Source organism: Bartonella sp. AC329YNZD (assembly GCF_042196685.1).
GTDB lineage: Bacteria > Pseudomonadota > Alphaproteobacteria > Rhizobiales > Rhizobiaceae > Bartonella.
Genome location: NZ_JBHIQS010000003.1, coordinates 136,119 through 153,624, shown reverse-complemented (window position 1 = coordinate 153,624; position 17,506 = coordinate 136,119). Strand labels below are relative to the sequence as shown.

Below are 17,506 nucleotides of genomic sequence, written 5' to 3'. Positions count from 1 at the left end.
GCAGCAACACTTAAAGGATTAGAGCACTTTGATGGTTCATTGATTTAATTGAAATGACAAAGGTGCTCAAATGACAACCAAAGGATTTAAGCGGTTATATTTGCATAAAATGATTGAGTGTATCGATATATTCTAAGGGTATCCCTGTTATACTCTCAAAACAAGATGATAAAGGATTTTATGGATTACTTCGCTATCGCCGTATAAAGACGTGATGATACAAAAAAGGGGGTGCTTTCAATAAAAATAATATCTAGAGATCTGGCACCCTTGAGAAAACTAATCCACGGAACTGTACCATGAATAACGGTATTGGTTTTTTATGAGATTTATGAATGATGTTATTTGAGCTTTCTAACTGTAATGACATTGAAGATAAAGTAAATACTCTCACACTGAAGCTGCCTTTTCATGCTAAAGTGGTGCAAAAGCATTGTGAATAATGTTGGCTGTTAATTTTTCTATAGGTAAGCTACCCTCGTGAAAAATAATAGGCAATTCTAGTGAAAAAAAACAACCATTTTTTCCTTCACTTTTTAACCCAGCTTTTTAACCCAGCTTTTTTACTTTCAATAATCACTCAAACAACTTCTTTAAAGATATTGCTTTATTGTTTTAAGATAATTTGTTCCAGAAATAAGATGAGATCATTGCTTTCTTTAAAAATATCACTGTCATATCTTGCAATCTCCCGCGCTTTTTTTAAAGAAAGTTTGTAACAGATAAATATTGATTTATATAGATAATTTAGCGTTACTCATATTGAATTAGAACCTTAAGTATCGTAAAATTCTCTTATTTCAAATCTGTTCATGATAAATCAATCAAAACTATTCACTTTCATGTCACAAACGGGATGAATGTGTGAGTAAAAAACACTGAAAGAAAAGAGTAAAAATACCTCTTTATGAATCTATTTAAATATAAGGACTGTTGCAATGTTGATCAATAAAATAACAATGCTGACTTGTTCATGACAAAGAGTAAATAGTCCATACAATTGCAATTTGAAGTGATTATTTTGTAATTCTTCTAAAGGGGGAGAGTATGGCTGATGCAACCTATAAATCGGATGTTCATGATGTAATTTATGCTCCTGATCTGTATCTTAAAATACTTGAATTCATTAGAAAAGCAAAATCCGGTCATACAACGGCAATTCCCTTCTATATTGGTATAATATCTTATACAAATATTTCTTCAAATAAACCCAATGCGTATTTATGATCTCCATCGCGATTGATATATTCAAAGTAAAGGACATACGGTTGAAATATTGTATATTATCAGAAATAGGATATTTGGGTCCTAAACTTTTTGATACTTATTTATAATTTAGTTCAGATTTTATTGGACATGTAACTCAAAAAGTCCCTAGAGTTGAGTAAAATACGGATTCTCTTAGCCATGATTTATATGACTTTTTCTGGACAGCTTAATTTTCAATCCTACCGTGCGTTCGTGCTTCTTGGCGATAGAAAAATGATAGAGGAATCTGTTTGGGAGGCTGCACTTTTTTCAGCATATTATATACTCAGCCATCTCATTGCGATTGTTGATAGAAATCGGTTTCAAATTACGGATAAAACAGATGCCTTAATAAAAACAGAACTCTTCACAGATCAATTTACAAGTTTTAGATGCCATATTGTAAAAATTATTGGACACGATATAACATAGATTAAAAAGGGGGTTAGGATTACTCTCATTTTATCAAGATAAACCAACAAACCATATTTATGAATACACTAAAGAGATGTCGTATTTCCTCCATGGAAAATGATATAAACTGACATCACAAAGTTCCAATAAATGAGAAATATAATATTTCTATCAATGAAATTGAGAAAAAATTCAATTTATGAGAGAATGCGTTTGTATACTCCTCATCATGACAGCACAAACTTCTATGAAATTTTTCAACCTTGAAGATCTTAATAAGATTCTTAATAAAATAGCGCAATTTGATAAGGGTATTACTGTTTTTACGGCGGATTCAAGAATATCTGGACAAATTGATCAATTTGCAAAATGATCTCTAGAATATATTGTAGAAGCTGGAATTGCCAAACCAAATTTAATCGGCGTTGCAGCGGCTCTTGCCTCCTGTAAAAAAACATTTGTTGTTTCGCTGGCTTGTTTTTTGACAACACGTGCACTTAAATAAATAAAAACAAATGTTGTTTCTTGTGAAATCCCTATTTGACTGATTGGCATTAGCGCTGGTATTCATTATAGGCTACTGAGAGCTACACATCATGCTATTTCTGATTTTTCTTCGCTTTGTACTATTATAAACATACACATCATTACTTCTGCCAATAATAAAGAAACAAAAGCTGCAATTTTTTCTACTCTCAGTCATCCTATAACCCGTTTATATACATTGAGAAAAGCGCGCTGTTAAAAATATTCATAATGATGCTTTAAAAATCGCTATTCATGAAGCTTTTGTTATAAAAAAGAGAAAAGATATTCTCTTCCTTGCTACTGGAGAAACTCGCCAGATTTGTTTTGATGCCGCTGAAAAACTCTAAAATTATATCAAAGGTTATAAGCGTAGCAATAATTCGATTTTTAGATAATATATCTGTGTTAGAGTTATGTAAATGCTATAAATCTGTAGTTATTTGTGAAGAAAATAATATCAATAGAAGGCTTGCAGTTGTAATGACTGTATTGTTTATGGAACAAAACATTAAATGCCAATTTGTATTATTAAATATACCAAATAAGCCTATCTATAATGGAAACTGACTAAAGTTTTTAACAAATTATGGAATCAATAAAGGAAGTATAACGAAAATAATATTAGAAATGACATAATATATACAAAATATTAAACTTTTCTCTAATATGCTCACCAGTTCAAAAACAGCATAAATCATTAAGAATGCAAGAAAATAAGATAGGTAAACCTATTAAGTCGCGCAGCTTTTCTCACAGTAAACGAGCTTTTCTAAAGACAGTACACTTTTTCATTACTTAAAACATACTACATAAAAAATATCATATCTATATATTATTTATTAGATCAATTTTTTATTATAATTATAGATTACAATAATACATATTGACACTTTTAATAATTTTAGTATATTAATATAATTAATATTATTCCATATTTATTTAAAACTAAATGAAGTTTATAAATTTGTGTTTTGTGCTAATGTGGAAAATAATTAATTAACATATTATATTTTAATGTTTTTATATAGGAGGGAAAAATGCTTACAGCATTATTTATATCTATTTTTTCTATATCAACAGTTGTTTTACCTTTAATAGCAGCGTTTGTTCCTTTTTATCCATAGAATGAGTTTTTAACAAAGTGAATACAAAGTTATATGTGTTTTTTCTATGTTGATTATTATTAAGCTTTTTTTATTATTGTAGTGGTTGGGTATTTCCTGTCATTTTATAGAAGAGATGTTTTACCTTTTCTATTTAATGCTTATGGTCAACATATCTGTACAATACACAATTATGCTCATCTATAAAAAGACTTTCTTTCTCTAAAAGCAGCATAACATACTGCTTTTAGAGCTTAAAAATATCTGTATTCACTAAACTCTTGCGTGTAATATCTTTGATTGTCTGAGTACCGGTCAGTGTCATAGCTACCCGCATTTCGTTGGCAAAAAGATCAAGGAGATGCATAACACCTTTCTTACCAGCTGCTGCAAGCGCATAAACAAAAGCACGGCCAATCATAACAGCATCCGCACCTTGTGCTATCATGCGTACAACATCAAGACCAGAACGAACACCAGAATCCGCTAAAATAGTCAAATGATCCTTTACAGCATCTGCAATTTCAGGCAACGCTCGTGCTGTTGATAATACACCATCAAGCTGGCGTCCACCGTGATTGGAAACAACAATACCATCAGCACCAAATCGTACGGCTTCTCGCGCATCTTCTGGATCAAGAATACCTTTCAGAATCATTTTTCCTTTCCAAAAATCGCGAATCCATTGTAGATCATGCCAACCAATTGAGGGATCAAAATTTGCACCAAGCCAACCAACATAATCATCCAATGCAATCTTCTTTTTGAGATAAGTGGAAACATTTCCAAGATCATGAGGGCGCCCCATAACACCAACGTTCCAAGCCCAATATGGATGAGTCAAAGCTTGTAAAAAACGACGTAAACCAGCATAAGGACCAGACATACCCGAATGCGCATCACGATAACGTGCACCAGGAATTGGCATATCAACTGTAAAAACCAACGTGCGTACACCAGCCAACCAAGCCCGTTCTAGTGCATCACGCATGAAACCGCGATCTTTGAGAACATAAAGTTGAAACCAAAATGCACCTCCAATCGCTTCTTGCACTTCCTCAATGGAACAAACTGAAACCGAAGATAGCGTAAAAGGGATCCTTTTTGCTGCCGCAGCACGCGCTGCTTTTACCTCACCACGACATGCATACATGCCTGTTAGCCCAACAGGTGCGAGCACAATCGGTAGACCAAGTGTCTGATCAAAAAGCTTGATTGAAAGATCAACTTCACCAACGTGGCATAGAATCCTTTGACGCAGTGCAAGTGCTTGAAGATCTGTACAATTACGTCGCATCGTTTCTTCAGCATAAGCCCCACCATCAATATAGTGAAAAAGAAAGGGGGGAAGACGACGCTTTGCTGCCTTACGATAATCAAATGTTGAAGAAATAATCATTGATGGCCCATTATTCCTGAATTAAAAGGGAAAATACCCTAAAATGCATAAAAAAAACCGTGTACCTTCCTCTTCAATGTTCTCCCAAAACGCTCTATTGAATTGATAAAGGTAACAGGAATTGCACTTTTCTAAAAAAACTAATTGATAAAAACAACGTCTTTATTTCTCTTTTCCCAATTTAAAATCTCATAGTATAGGAGCAGCATTAATACCGTACCACTTATACATTGTTCATATACAGTTGAAATGTTATACTCTCTTTAAACAAATACCTCTTTGTGAGCAATTGCTTTACAACTTAGTGCGTTGTCATTTAAAGTAGTTTTTCCCTCCAAAGAGTCCTTATCGTTTATAAAAATAGAAAGTCTATACTCATTAAAGATAAACCATCCCCCCCAAAAGATGAAAAAAACCTTTAATTAATACTTTAAATAAAGTTGTCGCGTACATCTAAAAATCTTCTCATATCAATATTCAAAACTGAAACCTGTTACTTGTCATGAAATTTTATAAAAATATACCGTGCCTAATTTACATAAAGTGTAAAAAACTTTTAATGTTCATACTCATGAAGTGCTTTACCTTTAGTTGAAACATTTTCTAGCTATATTATATCTTGAGGCTATAAATGTCTTCCTAAAATTAGAACACTATTCATTAAAAAAATTGTTCCTGAACTATCGTGAAAAACTTATTTATCTTCTCTTAATGATAATTTTTATACAAAATAAAATGTACTGGCACTTAAGATCTAAAAAAATGAAGCAAAGTGCAACATCCAATCTTGCATATTTTCTTTGAAAAGAAAACAATCTGCTGTTATATCGAATAAGTAAATTATTGATTTATTATCACAATACATATGCATGACATATTGAATAAAAATTGATTATAGCCAAATTATTTCATTTTAGATTTTTTCATAATAAAATAAGCAAAACTATTCTTTTCCGCATCATAAACGAGAATTTTTATGGATAAACACGCCTGAAAAAAGAAATAAAAATGCCTATCATATCCTCTCAAATACAAAGCCCTAATGTTGGAAACTGAAAATAGAATGCATGGCGACGGTTTTTTAAAGAACAAAAAATTTTCTTTTATTCACAATATATTTCCTGCGTACATGTTATCAAAATTCGTGGTTTCCAACTCATTTAAAATGCTTAGACAACTTTAAACCCTGTGCTTGATAATGTGATCCAACATCATGTCCATAAAGGGTTGAGGGCCGATTAAGCATATGTTCATAGACCAAACGACCAATCATTTGGCCATGCTCTAAGATAAAAGGAACTTCATGGCTTCGCACTTCTAAAACCGCTCTTGCTCCTTTTCCACCCGCTTCCATATGCCCAAATCCTGGATCAAAAAAGCCTGCATAGTGCACCCTAAACTCACCAACTAAAGGATCAAAAGGAGTCATTTCTGCGGCATAAAGCGGAGGCACATGAACAGACTCTCGTGAAACTAAAATGTAAAACTCATCAGGATCAAGAACTAGCTCTCTTTGATCTCGACCAAAAAGAGGTTCCCAAAAATCTAAAACGTGAGCAACGGCGCGTTTATCAATATCAATAACGCTTGTATGATGTTTACCACGATAACCTATAAGCCCATTTTCATCTCCCTTTAAATTAATAGAAAGTCCAATACCATCAGCACTAATATTAGGAAGATCCTCCGATATCAGTGTTTCTTGCCTTTGCAAAGTGTGCAACTCAATTTCATTTAAATAACTTTGCCCTTTTCTAAACCGAAGCTGTGATAAATGTGAGCCAGTACGCACCAAAATTGGAAATGTTCGTGGACTAACTTCCAAATAAAGTGGACCATGATAACCAGCACAAATTTTATCAAATTCCTGAGCATTATCCGTAATGACACGTGTAAAAACATCTAACCGCCCCGTAGAACTTTTGGGATTGGCAACAGCAGATAAAAATTCTGGTAAAGCTAAAGTTTCCAAAAGAGGAACAATATAAACACACCCCGTTTCTAAAACGGCTCCGTCTTGTAAATCAAACTCATGCAACTTTAACCGTTCAAGCTTATCCAAAACTTTTGCATCAGAACCCGGCATAAAAGAAGCACGTATACGATAAGCTTTCTCCCCTAAACGAAGATCAAGGCTTGCTGGTTGTATTTGAGATCTATCAAATGGATACTGAGCCTTGAGAAAGTTATTATCAATCAAAGCTTGTATATCACTATCTGCTAAAATACCGCTTATACGCGCCATATATTGCCTTCCCTTTTTACTGTATTTCTTTTTGACCTAGATGATCCGTTGGTGCAAGCCATTTTTAAGGTGATAAAAACTATTTTTTTGTTTTTTCAAACTGATTTGTTAACATAAAATAAAATACTTTGAATAATGAAGAACATTTTGCCTCTCTTTAAAAGTAAACAAGAGGTATTGTAAAAATAATATTTTCATGCTCTCTTATTCTTGAATGTCGCGCAAATGGTGTTATCATAATTTCTTATAAACCCTTAAGATTCCTGTTAGAATTTATTATGATTATACGCCATCTTAGCGAAAATATTATTAATCAAATCGCCGCTGGTGAAGTTATTGAACGACCAGCAAATGTTGTCAAAGAACTTGTTGAAAACGCTATTGATGCTGATGCAACGCGCATTGAAATCATTACAGCAAATGGTGGAAAAAATTTTATCAAAGTTAGTGATAATGGTTGTGGGATTCCTGCAGATCAGTTAACTCTAGCAGTTTCTCGTCATTGTACCTCAAAGATTACCGATGATGTACACAATATCTGCTTCCTTGGGTTTAGAGGAGAAGCCCTCCCCTCTATTGGTTCTGTTGCAAAACTTAAACTCACTTCACGAACAAAAAATGCTGAGAGCGCTGCTGAAATTTCCGTTACTGCAGGAAAAATTGTAGGTCCCAAGCCAGCTGCTGCAAATCCTGGAACAATTGTTGAAGTTCGTGATCTTTTCTTTGTCACACCGGCACGATTAAAATTTATGAAAACTGATCGGGCTGAAACAAATGCTATTAGCGATATGATTAAGCGAATTGCTATCGCATTTCCACATATCCGCTTTTCTCTTTCAGGACTAGACAGAACTTCTATAGAACTGTCTGCTACAGAAAATAATACTCAAGGACAATTACAACGTATTACGCAAATTATGGGAAAGGAATTCGCCCCTAATAGCATTGCACTGAATGCTGAACGCGAAGCAGTGCGCTTAACGGGTTTTGCTTGCTTGCCATCTTTTAACCGAAATAACAGCCTACATCAATTTGCTTATGTTAATGGGCGTCCCGTGCGTGATAAATTTCTATGGAGTGCACTCCGAGGTGCTTATGCTGATGTTATGCCCCGTGATCGTTATCCTGTCGCTATTCTTTTTATTGATCTCCCACCTGCTGAAGTAGATGTTAATGTTCACCCAGCTAAAGCTGATGTACGATTCCGTGATCCAGGATTAATTCGTGGTTTAATTGTTGGAGCTATTCGTGAAGCATTGCAGCAATCTGGTATTCGTCCAACTTCAACCCGTTCTGAAGCAATGCTTACTGCATTTCAAACACAACAACCATTGGCACAACAACCATTAGGCAATTTTAAGAACACGCACCTGTTCTCTTCTTATAACCCACAGCCTCATCATTTTACCAGCGCTTCAATGGTTCACAAACCCCTAGATATTACTAGCTCTTTTGATTTAAAAGAAGATGCTACTCCTATTATGGAGGGCTTAAATATACCAAGTGGAGATGCATACATTCCAAGCACTATACCTTCATCAGAAGAGTTATCTTATCCACTAGGAGCGGCCAGAGCACAAATTCATAAAAACTATATTATCGCCCAAACACAAGATAGTTTGATCATTGTCGATCAGCATGCAGCTCATGAACGATTAGTTTATGAAGCACTCAAAAATGCACTTTATTCCAAACCACTTCCTTCACAGTTATTACTTATTCCTGAAATTGTAGAACTCTCTGAAGAGGATGCAACATGCCTTTTAACGCATAAAGATGCTTTGCAAAAATTTGGATTAGGAATAGAATCATTTGGACCAGGAGCAATTGTTGTGCGTGAAACCCCTTCCATGTTAGGAGAGATCAACGTCCAAGCTCTTATTAAAGATCTTGCAGATGAAGCCGCTGAGTATGATACAACAAACAATTTAAAAGCAATGCTTGATTATGTTGCAGCAACGATGGCCTGTCACGGCTCAATACGGTCAGGGCGCCTTTTACGCCCCGAAGAAATGAACACACTATTACGACAAATGGAGGCAATACCTAATACAAGTACATGTAATCATGGACGCCCTACTTATATTGAACTCAAATTGGCAGATATAGAACGGCTTTTTGGCAGAAAATAAGCTCTTCATCATTTTTACAAGAAAAATATTTTAAAATTAACTCTCGACTTTATAATATATTTTATGGCACTTTTCTTGAATCTCTTGTATCAAGTAAAAAGGAGTTATAATGTTTCCCAATGGTGAACGCGAAGCAAAAATTCATTATTCTAATAACGGATATGACATTATAGAATATGGTACCTATACCATTTGTGCTGTTAGCGGGCAAAAAATCCCTATAGATGATTTAAAATATTGGAATCATCACCGCCAAGAAGCATATGCTAGTTGTGAAATATCCTATCAGCGTGAACTTGAGTGCAACCCATATCTCAAGCAATTATTAAAAACAAAAGAAAAATAACCCCTCGAAAGCTACAAATTTAGCCTTTGCCTTTTAGACAAGAAAATTCAAGGGAACGTTTTCTAAAGCGGGTCATGACCTCTTCAAGGACCATACGACAGAAGTCTTTTTGAACAAAATCGACATTCACATCAAAGACAATAAGATTTTTCAAACCTTTTTGCGTGTGAATTGTCTGTATACGGATATAATCTTTAGCTGTTGTTGCTAGCCATAAATTGTGCATTTTAGCCTTTTGTATAAGGCTTTTTAAATTTTTATCTGTGAAAAAATAGTGGTCTGGATATATGTAAGTTTGCACCACATGACCGGACAATTCTTTAATAGATTTAAAAAATTTATCTGGATTGCCAATACCAGCAAATGCCAAAAATGATTTTCCTGAAACCTCATCAGAGGCACTGGCTTTAAGATGAGCACGATATAAAGGCTTTCCAGTACGCGAAACAAGAAAAGCGACATTATCAGGCGCATCGGAATAACCAATCAATAAAACACTATCCATAAAAGAAAACTGCGTTTTTAATGGTACGCGCAAAGGTCCTGCTGGAAAGACAGCTCCATTACCAAAACCGCGCATCGCATCAACAACGAGTAACGCATAATCCATATAAAGACGGCGACTTTGAAATCCGTCATCCATTAAAATAAGATTACATCCCTCTTGTTTAAGCCGTTGTGCTGCTGCATAACGATTAGGTGATACAGCTACAAAAGCATGCTGTGCAAGTAAAAGTGCCTCATCTCCGACACTATATGGAGTATCATATTTCTCATTTACAAGATGTACCCCTTTAACTGATCCACCATAACCACGAGATACAATACCAGGTACAAAACCAAGTTCTTTAGCCACTTTTGTAAAAGCAATAACAACCGGCGTTTTACCCGCACCGCCACATGTAAAATTTCCAATACACAAAACTGGCAGATCAATCACGGGAGGCTGTCTTGTCATAAAACGACTTGAAAAATAACCATACCCCCATGAAACTGGAGCTAACACAAAACGCAAAAAGCTTTTATTTTTCCACCAAAAACGAGGGGCGCTAATATGCATATCTACCCTGACGCTGACGTAAACCTGTTTGTATTACAAGGGGTTGTAAAAATGGATCTAAAATCTTTAATGTGCGCTCAAATGCACCTGCCATACCTGTCGCCACTTCATGAGCCTTATCAACCATTTCTTGCCGCAATGTTTCATTTGTTAAAAGCCTATACACCTGAATAGCAAGCTGTTTTGTATCTTGAACCATATATGCTGCATCATGTGTTAGAAATTGTTTGAACATCTCTTGAAAATTTGAAACATGGGGTCCTGTCAAAATAGCGGAACCAAGCAAAGCCAATTCCAATGGATTGTGTCCACCATTTCCACATAAGGATTTACCAACGAAAGAAACTTTCGATAAGCGAAGAAAAAGTCCCATTTCTCCAATGGTATCTCCCCATAAAATATCGGTATTCATGTTTGGAACAGCATCTCTACTCCTACGAATAAAACTTAACCCCTTATTATCGCATTTTCTGATAAGATCTTCTGAACGTTCAGGATGACGAGGCACAATAATTGTTAATAAATCTGGCAAATAATTTTTAACAATTTTATGGACCTCAAAAGCAATCTCCTCTTCCCCTTCATGCGTTGAAACAGCAGCCCAAACTGGGCGATTGCCGATAGCATTACGATAACGTGCAAGCAATTCTTGATTTTCAATCAGAAAAACATCAGCCTTGAGATTACCAGAAAACGTAACAGATTTTACGCCAAGTGTATGGTAATAAGCTACATCTCTTTCATTTTGACCAATCGCCAAATCAATATCCTTAAAAATATGTTTGGCAAGAATACGCCGTTTTTGCCAAGCTTTAAAAGAACGTTCAGACATATGGGCATTAACCAAAATCTGCGGAATACGCATTTTTGCAAGTTCTTTAATACGGAGAGGCCAAATTTCTGATTCACAAATCAAGACGAGATCAGGCTTCCAATGACTAATAAAACGCCGCACTGCAAAATCTAAATCCAAGGGAGCATATTGATGAATCAACCGATGACCAAAATGTTTTTTTACAAGAGTGGAAGATGTCACAGTCCCAGTTGTTAATAACACATTGATTTTTAATGATAAAATATAATCAATAAGTGGAACAAGCGCAAGTGTTTCTCCAACACTTGCTGCATGCAACCAAACTAACGAACCTTGGGGACGGGCATGAGAACTTTTGCCTAAACGCTCTTTTTTGCGACACCACTCTTCTTTTCCACGGATAGAACGAAAAAATAAATAAAAAGGAACAACAGGACATAAGCAAAAACCAATTATTCGATAGGTTAAAAGAGCCGCATGTGCCTTTAATTCTACCATTTAAAATCACCTCATCTAGCTATTTTGAGATATCTATATGCTTATTTTGTTAAAAAATTCATCAACACTATTGGGTGCATCAATTATTTTAAATACCATCCGTATCTTGGATAAAAAACGCTTCACCCATGAAAAATTGAATACACAAAGAAAAAAGAAACATAATTTTATCCCACGTTTTTTCAAAAATCTTCTTATAAGAATAACATATACACATTATTTGAATTCCCTTTAATGAAGTTTTTTCAATTATATCGATTTATCATTTCAATTTGCACCCTATAAAAAATTTACTCAAAAATAACAAAACTATATTTCAGCAGATTATAATTTTGAAAATATAACCAATAAATACAATACAACTTGTAATATAGGTTGTATCAATTTTTCAGATTACTTAACAAATAATTCTTATAATTTTAGTGAATTATTAAAATATATCTTAGGGAAAAAACACATGATTTTTTAAAGAAAACAATTTATTGTAGTGCTATCAAGATGCATTTATAGATTTTAATGAGACTTTGAATTTTGAAAGTTAGTATTTTGGGAAAAAACTTATTTTTAAATACGTTAGATGTTATCAATTTTTCAAAAAAAACAACAGACATTACAACCTGTATAAATACAACAAATAAAATATGTTTAAGCGGTAGCTCAATCTTTATGATTTTATCCCAATGCAGCAGCATATTTAAAACAAAATTGAGGCGGTTCAATGCAGTACGAGCTACTCCAAGCTTTTGTATGCCAGATAGGGGCAAGTGTATTGTGTATCTCTGTTTGGGTAATCTCTGAAACGTGAAAATAGCCTAATTTAGGGAGAATATGAAAACGTAAAGGTGCAAACCAGTTTCCATCTTTACCATCATTTTTTAATTCAGCTTTAGGATTTTCAAAAATATCTAGAGTAATATCTTTTCAATAATGGAGATTACGCATTGCTTCATGCTTTTGTTTTTCACGTTCTTTAATAGGGTCACGTCCGTTATAAAGAACAAAACGCCCCAAACAAATAATACACTTGAGTTGCACATTCCCAGGCTTTTTTTAAGAAACATATCCCAACGCCCGCTCCCAAGCCCGTTTCACAACGACTCCCGTGAAAGGCATAGCGTAAAATCTATTGAGCCTCCCATCTTTACGCTTGTTGCAATAGCACGCCGGCATCATCACACTATTTTTCAACTCCTAATGTCGCGACACCCCTTAGCTCCTAAGACGGTTCATTATAGGCATTTTTGCTCCTTTCTTAAACAATTTTTATTCACATGTTGGCTCCACTTGTGGTGTGCAAACACGTGATTTTGATTGATTCAACATAAACAAGTTTGGAATGAGAAAAATCTACGATATTCGGGACTCTCACCCAACTTGCAAAACGATAAATTATATATATAAAATTAATCTTTAAACAAAAATTTTGCAAAATATAGAGCTATCATTTTAAATTGTGAAATATAATCTCTTAAAGGTAATCCCGAAAAATCTAATCTTGTTTAATAGAGAATTTCTTAAAAGTATTAAAACAATTTGAATAAGAGTTTTCAAAACTTTAAATCCTCTCTTTTGAAAAGAAAGCGCAATATATGATTCCTTTTAAGATTGTATATCATCAACACAAAATGATTAACTTATAGATTATAGCTTTAAACAAATACTCAAAAAAACTTATAAGGTAAATTAACTGCAGAAATCTATTTAGTTTCTCTAAATTTCTAATTTTGGTAAGCTTCTAACGACTTTCATGGTTTCTAAGCTTATAGTAATAACTCGTTGAAAAAATTCCAATATATAAGTAAAGTTGTAAACGTTCTCAACAGAGCAGTGATTAGCATCATTAGTAATGCTGTGCTTTTTATCAGCCGTAACTAACGCATTAATGTCTTATACCTCATTCAAGCGCAGAGTGACTATTCACACTATAATTATGAGCTTTGAGAAAAACCTGTCATGATAATATTGCTGTTGTAAATAGTTTAATGGAGCTGTCTTACACTTTATATTAAGCGTAAAGATAATAATGCGAAACAGATTTTATATCTTGACACGGGAACCATTATGAAATGACCTGATAGCTTTGAAAGATATTTCCTTAAGAAAACATATAGGTTTTAAACAACATGAATATTCTTTTCTACGGCATCTTTTTTTACCCGAATAACAATGCCATGGAAGGGACGATCACAAAAGCATGAAGCAATCTACAGGCTATAATGACCAAATATTTAAGCTTTATTCTGCATTGCTTGATTCAGCATCAAGAAACTGATGCAAATCTACAATGTAATAACGTTGCAATGCATTATCTACACTGCTTTGTGCCTTTGCCTGCCATGCTTCTTGAGCGGATTGATAATCTGAAAAAATACCAACCACATCTAAATCATCAGGATTCTTAAATTGATTACTGTTAAGATTTTTTAATTCCCCACCAAATACAAGATGTAAATATTGTTTTTTTTCCTTTGTTTCAGTCATATGTGCCTCCATATCATTCAAATGATTTTAGCGCTTTTTATGTGATTAAACTAACTTTGCTTGACGAACAACATCTATCATATCCTGACAGCAATTATTTTTACCAGCAATTAAAAGCCCATATTGGTAAGGTTCAATTCCATAAGATAGTAAAGGAGTATCAAGTGATAAAAAACACCCTCCACACTCCTGCAAAATAAGATCAGCAGCGGCAATATCCCATTCATGACAATTTGGACGAACTAATACGATATCAATTTCATCTTGAGCAACAAGAACAATACGATAAGCAAGAGAAGGAAGATAATGGTAAAGACTGACTTGATTGAGAAAATCATCTGGTAATTTTTGTGCGAGCGATTTATCAAGTGAAATTTTATATTTTCGATGAACCTCAAAGGCTAAACGAGGAAGTTTTATTCCATTTAATGTTGCTCCTTCACCCGTTACAGCTGCATAAACATCCCCTTGAGCCGGACATTGTAAAACGCCCACAATAGGACGCCCATTCTCAATAATAGCAACAGAAATACACCAATAAGTACTGCCAGAAAGAAAACCACGTGTCCCATCAATAGGATCAACGACAAAGGAGCGCTTATAATCTTGTTGTTCTCGATTATCTTTTGTTTCTTCTGAAATCCATCCATAATTTGGACGTGCTCCAAGAAGCTTCTCTTTCAAGAAATGATCGACAGCAAAATCTGCCTCACTGACCGGGGAATTACCTTCTTTAATCCAGACATCTAACGTGCATCCAAAATACCGCATTGCTAAATCTCCTGCCTCTCGACAAACGTCACGCAAAAGATTTAAATCAGAAGAATGATGCATGTTATTTTCCTGCAAGTGTCATCCCTTCAATTAACAATGTTGGAGCTGCTGTACCATAACGCCGATCAATATCATTGGCAGGTGTTAAATGTGCTAACATATGAAGCAAATCAGAGCCTAGGGTTACTTCACTCACCGGATAAGCAATTTCACCATTTTCAATCCAAAAACCGGAAGCCCCACGACTATACTGACCAGTAATAAAATCAATGCCATGACCGAATAATTCGGTCACATAAAATCCATTTCGCAAATCTTTTATCATATCGCAAGGCGATACTAAACCCGGTTCAATAGCAAAATTTGTACTGGTCGGCTGCACTAATGATGCCGAACGCATACCGTGTCCATTTGTTTTAAGTCCCAATTCACGCGCTGTAGATGATGAAAGAAGCCAATTTTTTAAAATACCATTTTCAATAATATTGAGTGTTTTCCCCTCTACCCCTTCTCCATCAAAAGGATGAGAAGCATTTCCACGTAATCGCAAAGGTTGATCGGTTACATTAACATTAGGCTTCATCACTTCCTTGCCTAGGAAATTCTGTAAAAGACTCGTTTTTCGAGCCACAGAGGCTCCATTGACCATAGATGCGATATGCCCTGCAATTCCACGAGCTGTACGCGGATTAAAAATAACATCAACGCCCCCAGTCGCCGCACGAACTGCACCCAAACGTCGAACTGCACCAAGCCCTGCATTCTTTCCCACAGTTTCTGCTGCCTCTAAATCAGAAAAATGTAAGGCTGTTGTATAATCATAATCCCGCTCCATCTGTGTTCCTTCACCTGCAAGAGCACTACAAGAACGTGAAAAACAACTGGAACGATAGGCTCCACAAAAACCATCACTGGTCACAAGAATAAGTCCACTACGGCCATAAGCTGTTGCAGCGCCACCAGAATTGCTTACACCTTTAACATCAAGAGCTGCTGCCTCCGTTTTTAAAGCATCTTCTGTTAAAAAATGACTGCTGGGTATAAAATCATCAAAAAGATCAAGATCTTTAGGGTTCTTAACCAAACACTCTTTATCTGCCAAACCTTCAAATAAACTATCGGGAGAAGCTTTAGCCATTGCAATAGCACGTTCCGCAAGTTCTTGCGGATAAGATCCTAAATTAGCAGAAACACTTGCTACTTTTTTTCCAACAAAAACCCTTAGAGTAAAATCATTGCTCTCTGCAGATTCTGTCGATTCGACTTTCCCAAAACGAACAGATACACTGGTGGAATGTGCATGAACAATAACAGCATCAGCAGCGTCGGCCCCAGAACGCCTTGCTGCTTCAACCAATGAAACAGCTTTCTCAATCTGGTTCTTGTCAGTCATTATAGACTCCCTAAAATATTTTATTATTTACATTGATAAGCATTCTGACAAAAGATTATGCACATTTCATGCATTCTTTTTCTTTTAATGCATTAAATCATTTCCTTTTTCGCTTCTTTATGAAAAGATGCAATATGTCGTAAAATCTCTTTAGTTGCAAGATTGCTCATTGGACCTTATCATTTTAGAAGCCAAATCTCCACTGACAATCAAATCAACAGAACATTGACAATTAACAAAAGTCTTAGCAATAACACTTGAATTTAAGCCAAAATCCTCAAAAATTCGAAAAGCATAAAATGATCTAAATCACAGGTCTTCCTTCCTCTGGGTAGTAAAAAACCTACCTCATCTCTTTCCTATAGCATTCTTTAATTTCCAAGCAAGAATCAAGAAAATGCCTTATATTTGTATACACTTCTTTTCTTCTATAAACTCTCTCATAATGAAACGGCACTCTTGTAAATGAAACAAAACTTAAACAGAGTAAAAAATATTTCCTTCCATTATGGTTTCAACAAAATGAGCAGTCATAAACTTCTTTACCCTAATGGACGTAATATCATAAAGAACTCATTTTTTATATTTAAAAGTAATCAAAGAAATTATATTGTAATCTTTCAATAAAATTAATATTTTGATTTATACTTATAATTTATTGTTTTGTAATTTGTATAAAAAAGCCTAATAGCATAAAATTCTCTTTGTTTCGAACCTATTCATGTTGAGTCAATCACAACTATTTGCGAGCATATCATGAATAAGGGGCATATGAATGAAAACTATTTAAGAAGAAAACAAAATGCCTCTTATGAAGGTTTTAAATGCAAAAGCTATCGCAACATTAGAAACCAGCAAATATCATGACGATATTGGCCTACATCATAAGAGAAACAATGAGCTTCTGAAACTTTCTCATTTTCAATGAAGAGAGCATCTTATAAGCTTTTATATATAAAAAAAATTCAATGAATTTCATAAGATTTTTAGCGCAAAATTAATCCCGTAAGATGATTTGAATCGATTTCAACAGCTAACTAAAAAATGCTCCGTAGCTCATTGGTTTGCCGT

General features: G+C 34.7%; 12 protein-coding genes and 2 pseudogenes. 4 read left to right on the top strand and 10 right to left on the bottom strand.

The genetic code is table 11. The annotated features are described in order from the left end of the window. Window positions 1-417: 417 nt before the first annotated feature. A pseudogene (locus ACFIMW_RS02960) lies at window positions 418-715 on the bottom strand (integrase); the annotation flags it as partial. Between the two features lie 332 nt (window positions 716-1,047). On the opposite strand from ACFIMW_RS02960, the gene ACFIMW_RS02955 reads away from it, so the two are divergent. Beyond that, a complete protein-coding gene (locus tag ACFIMW_RS02955; RefSeq protein ID WP_375608070.1) occupies window positions 1,048-1,227 on the top strand; it encodes a hypothetical protein in 180 nt (59 codons plus the stop codon). 180 nt (window positions 1,228-1,407) lie between these two features. After that, window positions 1,408-1,680: a hypothetical protein gene (locus ACFIMW_RS02950; protein WP_375608069.1), complete on the top strand. Its 273-nt coding sequence runs from the start codon at window positions 1,408-1,410 to the stop codon at window positions 1,678-1,680. 339 nt (window positions 1,681-2,019) lie between these two features. Here the strand turns inward: ACFIMW_RS02950 and ACFIMW_RS02945 are convergent, their stop codons facing one another. From ACFIMW_RS02945 to ACFIMW_RS02935, 3 genes are all read right to left on the bottom strand, one after another. Further along, entirely contained in the window at window positions 2,020-2,217 is a 198-nt protein-coding gene (locus tag ACFIMW_RS02945) for a hypothetical protein (protein ID WP_375608068.1), read from the bottom strand. Window positions 2,218-3,540: 1,323 nt separating this feature from the next. Then, entirely contained in the window at window positions 3,541-4,692 is a 1,152-nt protein-coding gene (gene lldD / locus ACFIMW_RS02940) for an FMN-dependent L-lactate dehydrogenase LldD (protein ID WP_375608067.1), read from the bottom strand. A gap of 1,156 nt (window positions 4,693-5,848) precedes the next feature. Further along, the gene (locus ACFIMW_RS02935; protein WP_375608066.1) at window positions 5,849-6,937 is read right to left on the bottom strand and encodes a 2'-deoxycytidine 5'-triphosphate deaminase; all 1,089 of its coding nucleotides are present in this window, start codon (window positions 6,935-6,937) and stop codon (window positions 5,849-5,851) included. 278 nt (window positions 6,938-7,215) lie between these two features. On the opposite strand from ACFIMW_RS02935, the gene mutL reads away from it, so the two are divergent. Both mutL and ACFIMW_RS02925 read left to right on the top strand, forming a co-directional pair. After that, a complete protein-coding gene (gene mutL, locus ACFIMW_RS02930; protein ID WP_375608065.1) occupies window positions 7,216-9,069 on the top strand; it encodes a DNA mismatch repair endonuclease MutL in 1,854 nt (617 codons plus the stop codon). A 109-nt stretch (window positions 9,070-9,178) separates the two neighbouring features. Further along, window positions 9,179-9,415: a DUF2093 domain-containing protein gene (locus tag ACFIMW_RS02925; protein WP_375608064.1), complete on the top strand. Its 237-nt coding sequence runs from the start codon at window positions 9,179-9,181 to the stop codon at window positions 9,413-9,415. Between the two features lie 19 nt (window positions 9,416-9,434). On the opposite strand, the gene lpxK is transcribed toward ACFIMW_RS02925, so the two are convergent. The 6 genes and pseudogenes from lpxK to ACFIMW_RS02895 form a co-directional block, all read right to left on the bottom strand. Then, complete coding sequence (gene lpxK, locus ACFIMW_RS02920) at window positions 9,435-10,475, bottom strand: tetraacyldisaccharide 4'-kinase (protein ID WP_375608063.1); 1,041 nt, start codon at window positions 10,473-10,475, stop codon at window positions 9,435-9,437. Then, the gene (waaA, locus tag ACFIMW_RS02915; protein WP_375608062.1) at window positions 10,465-11,787 is read right to left on the bottom strand and encodes a lipid IV(A) 3-deoxy-D-manno-octulosonic acid transferase; all 1,323 of its coding nucleotides are present in this window, start codon (window positions 11,785-11,787) and stop codon (window positions 10,465-10,467) included. The genes lpxK and waaA overlap by 11 nt, the downstream gene beginning before the upstream one ends. 675 nt (window positions 11,788-12,462) lie before the next feature. After that, window positions 12,463-13,026, bottom strand: a pseudogene (locus ACFIMW_RS02910) (integrase); the annotation flags it as partial. A 996-nt stretch (window positions 13,027-14,022) separates the two neighbouring features. Next, a complete protein-coding gene (locus ACFIMW_RS02905; RefSeq protein WP_375607340.1) occupies window positions 14,023-14,268 on the bottom strand; it encodes a DUF4170 domain-containing protein in 246 nt (81 codons plus the stop codon). 45 nt (window positions 14,269-14,313) lie between these two features. Continuing rightward, on the bottom strand, window positions 14,314-15,117 hold the full coding sequence (locus tag ACFIMW_RS02900) for a 3'(2'),5'-bisphosphate nucleotidase CysQ (protein ID WP_375607339.1): 804 nt from the start codon (window positions 15,115-15,117) through the stop codon (window positions 14,314-14,316). After that, window positions 15,104-16,435 carry a TldD/PmbA family protein gene (locus tag ACFIMW_RS02895; RefSeq protein WP_375607338.1) on the bottom strand — a complete coding sequence of 444 codons (1,332 nt, stop codon included), beginning with the start codon at window positions 16,433-16,435 and terminating at the stop codon, window positions 15,104-15,106. The genes ACFIMW_RS02900 and ACFIMW_RS02895 overlap by 14 nt, the downstream gene beginning before the upstream one ends. Window positions 16,436-17,506 lie beyond the last annotated feature (1,071 nt).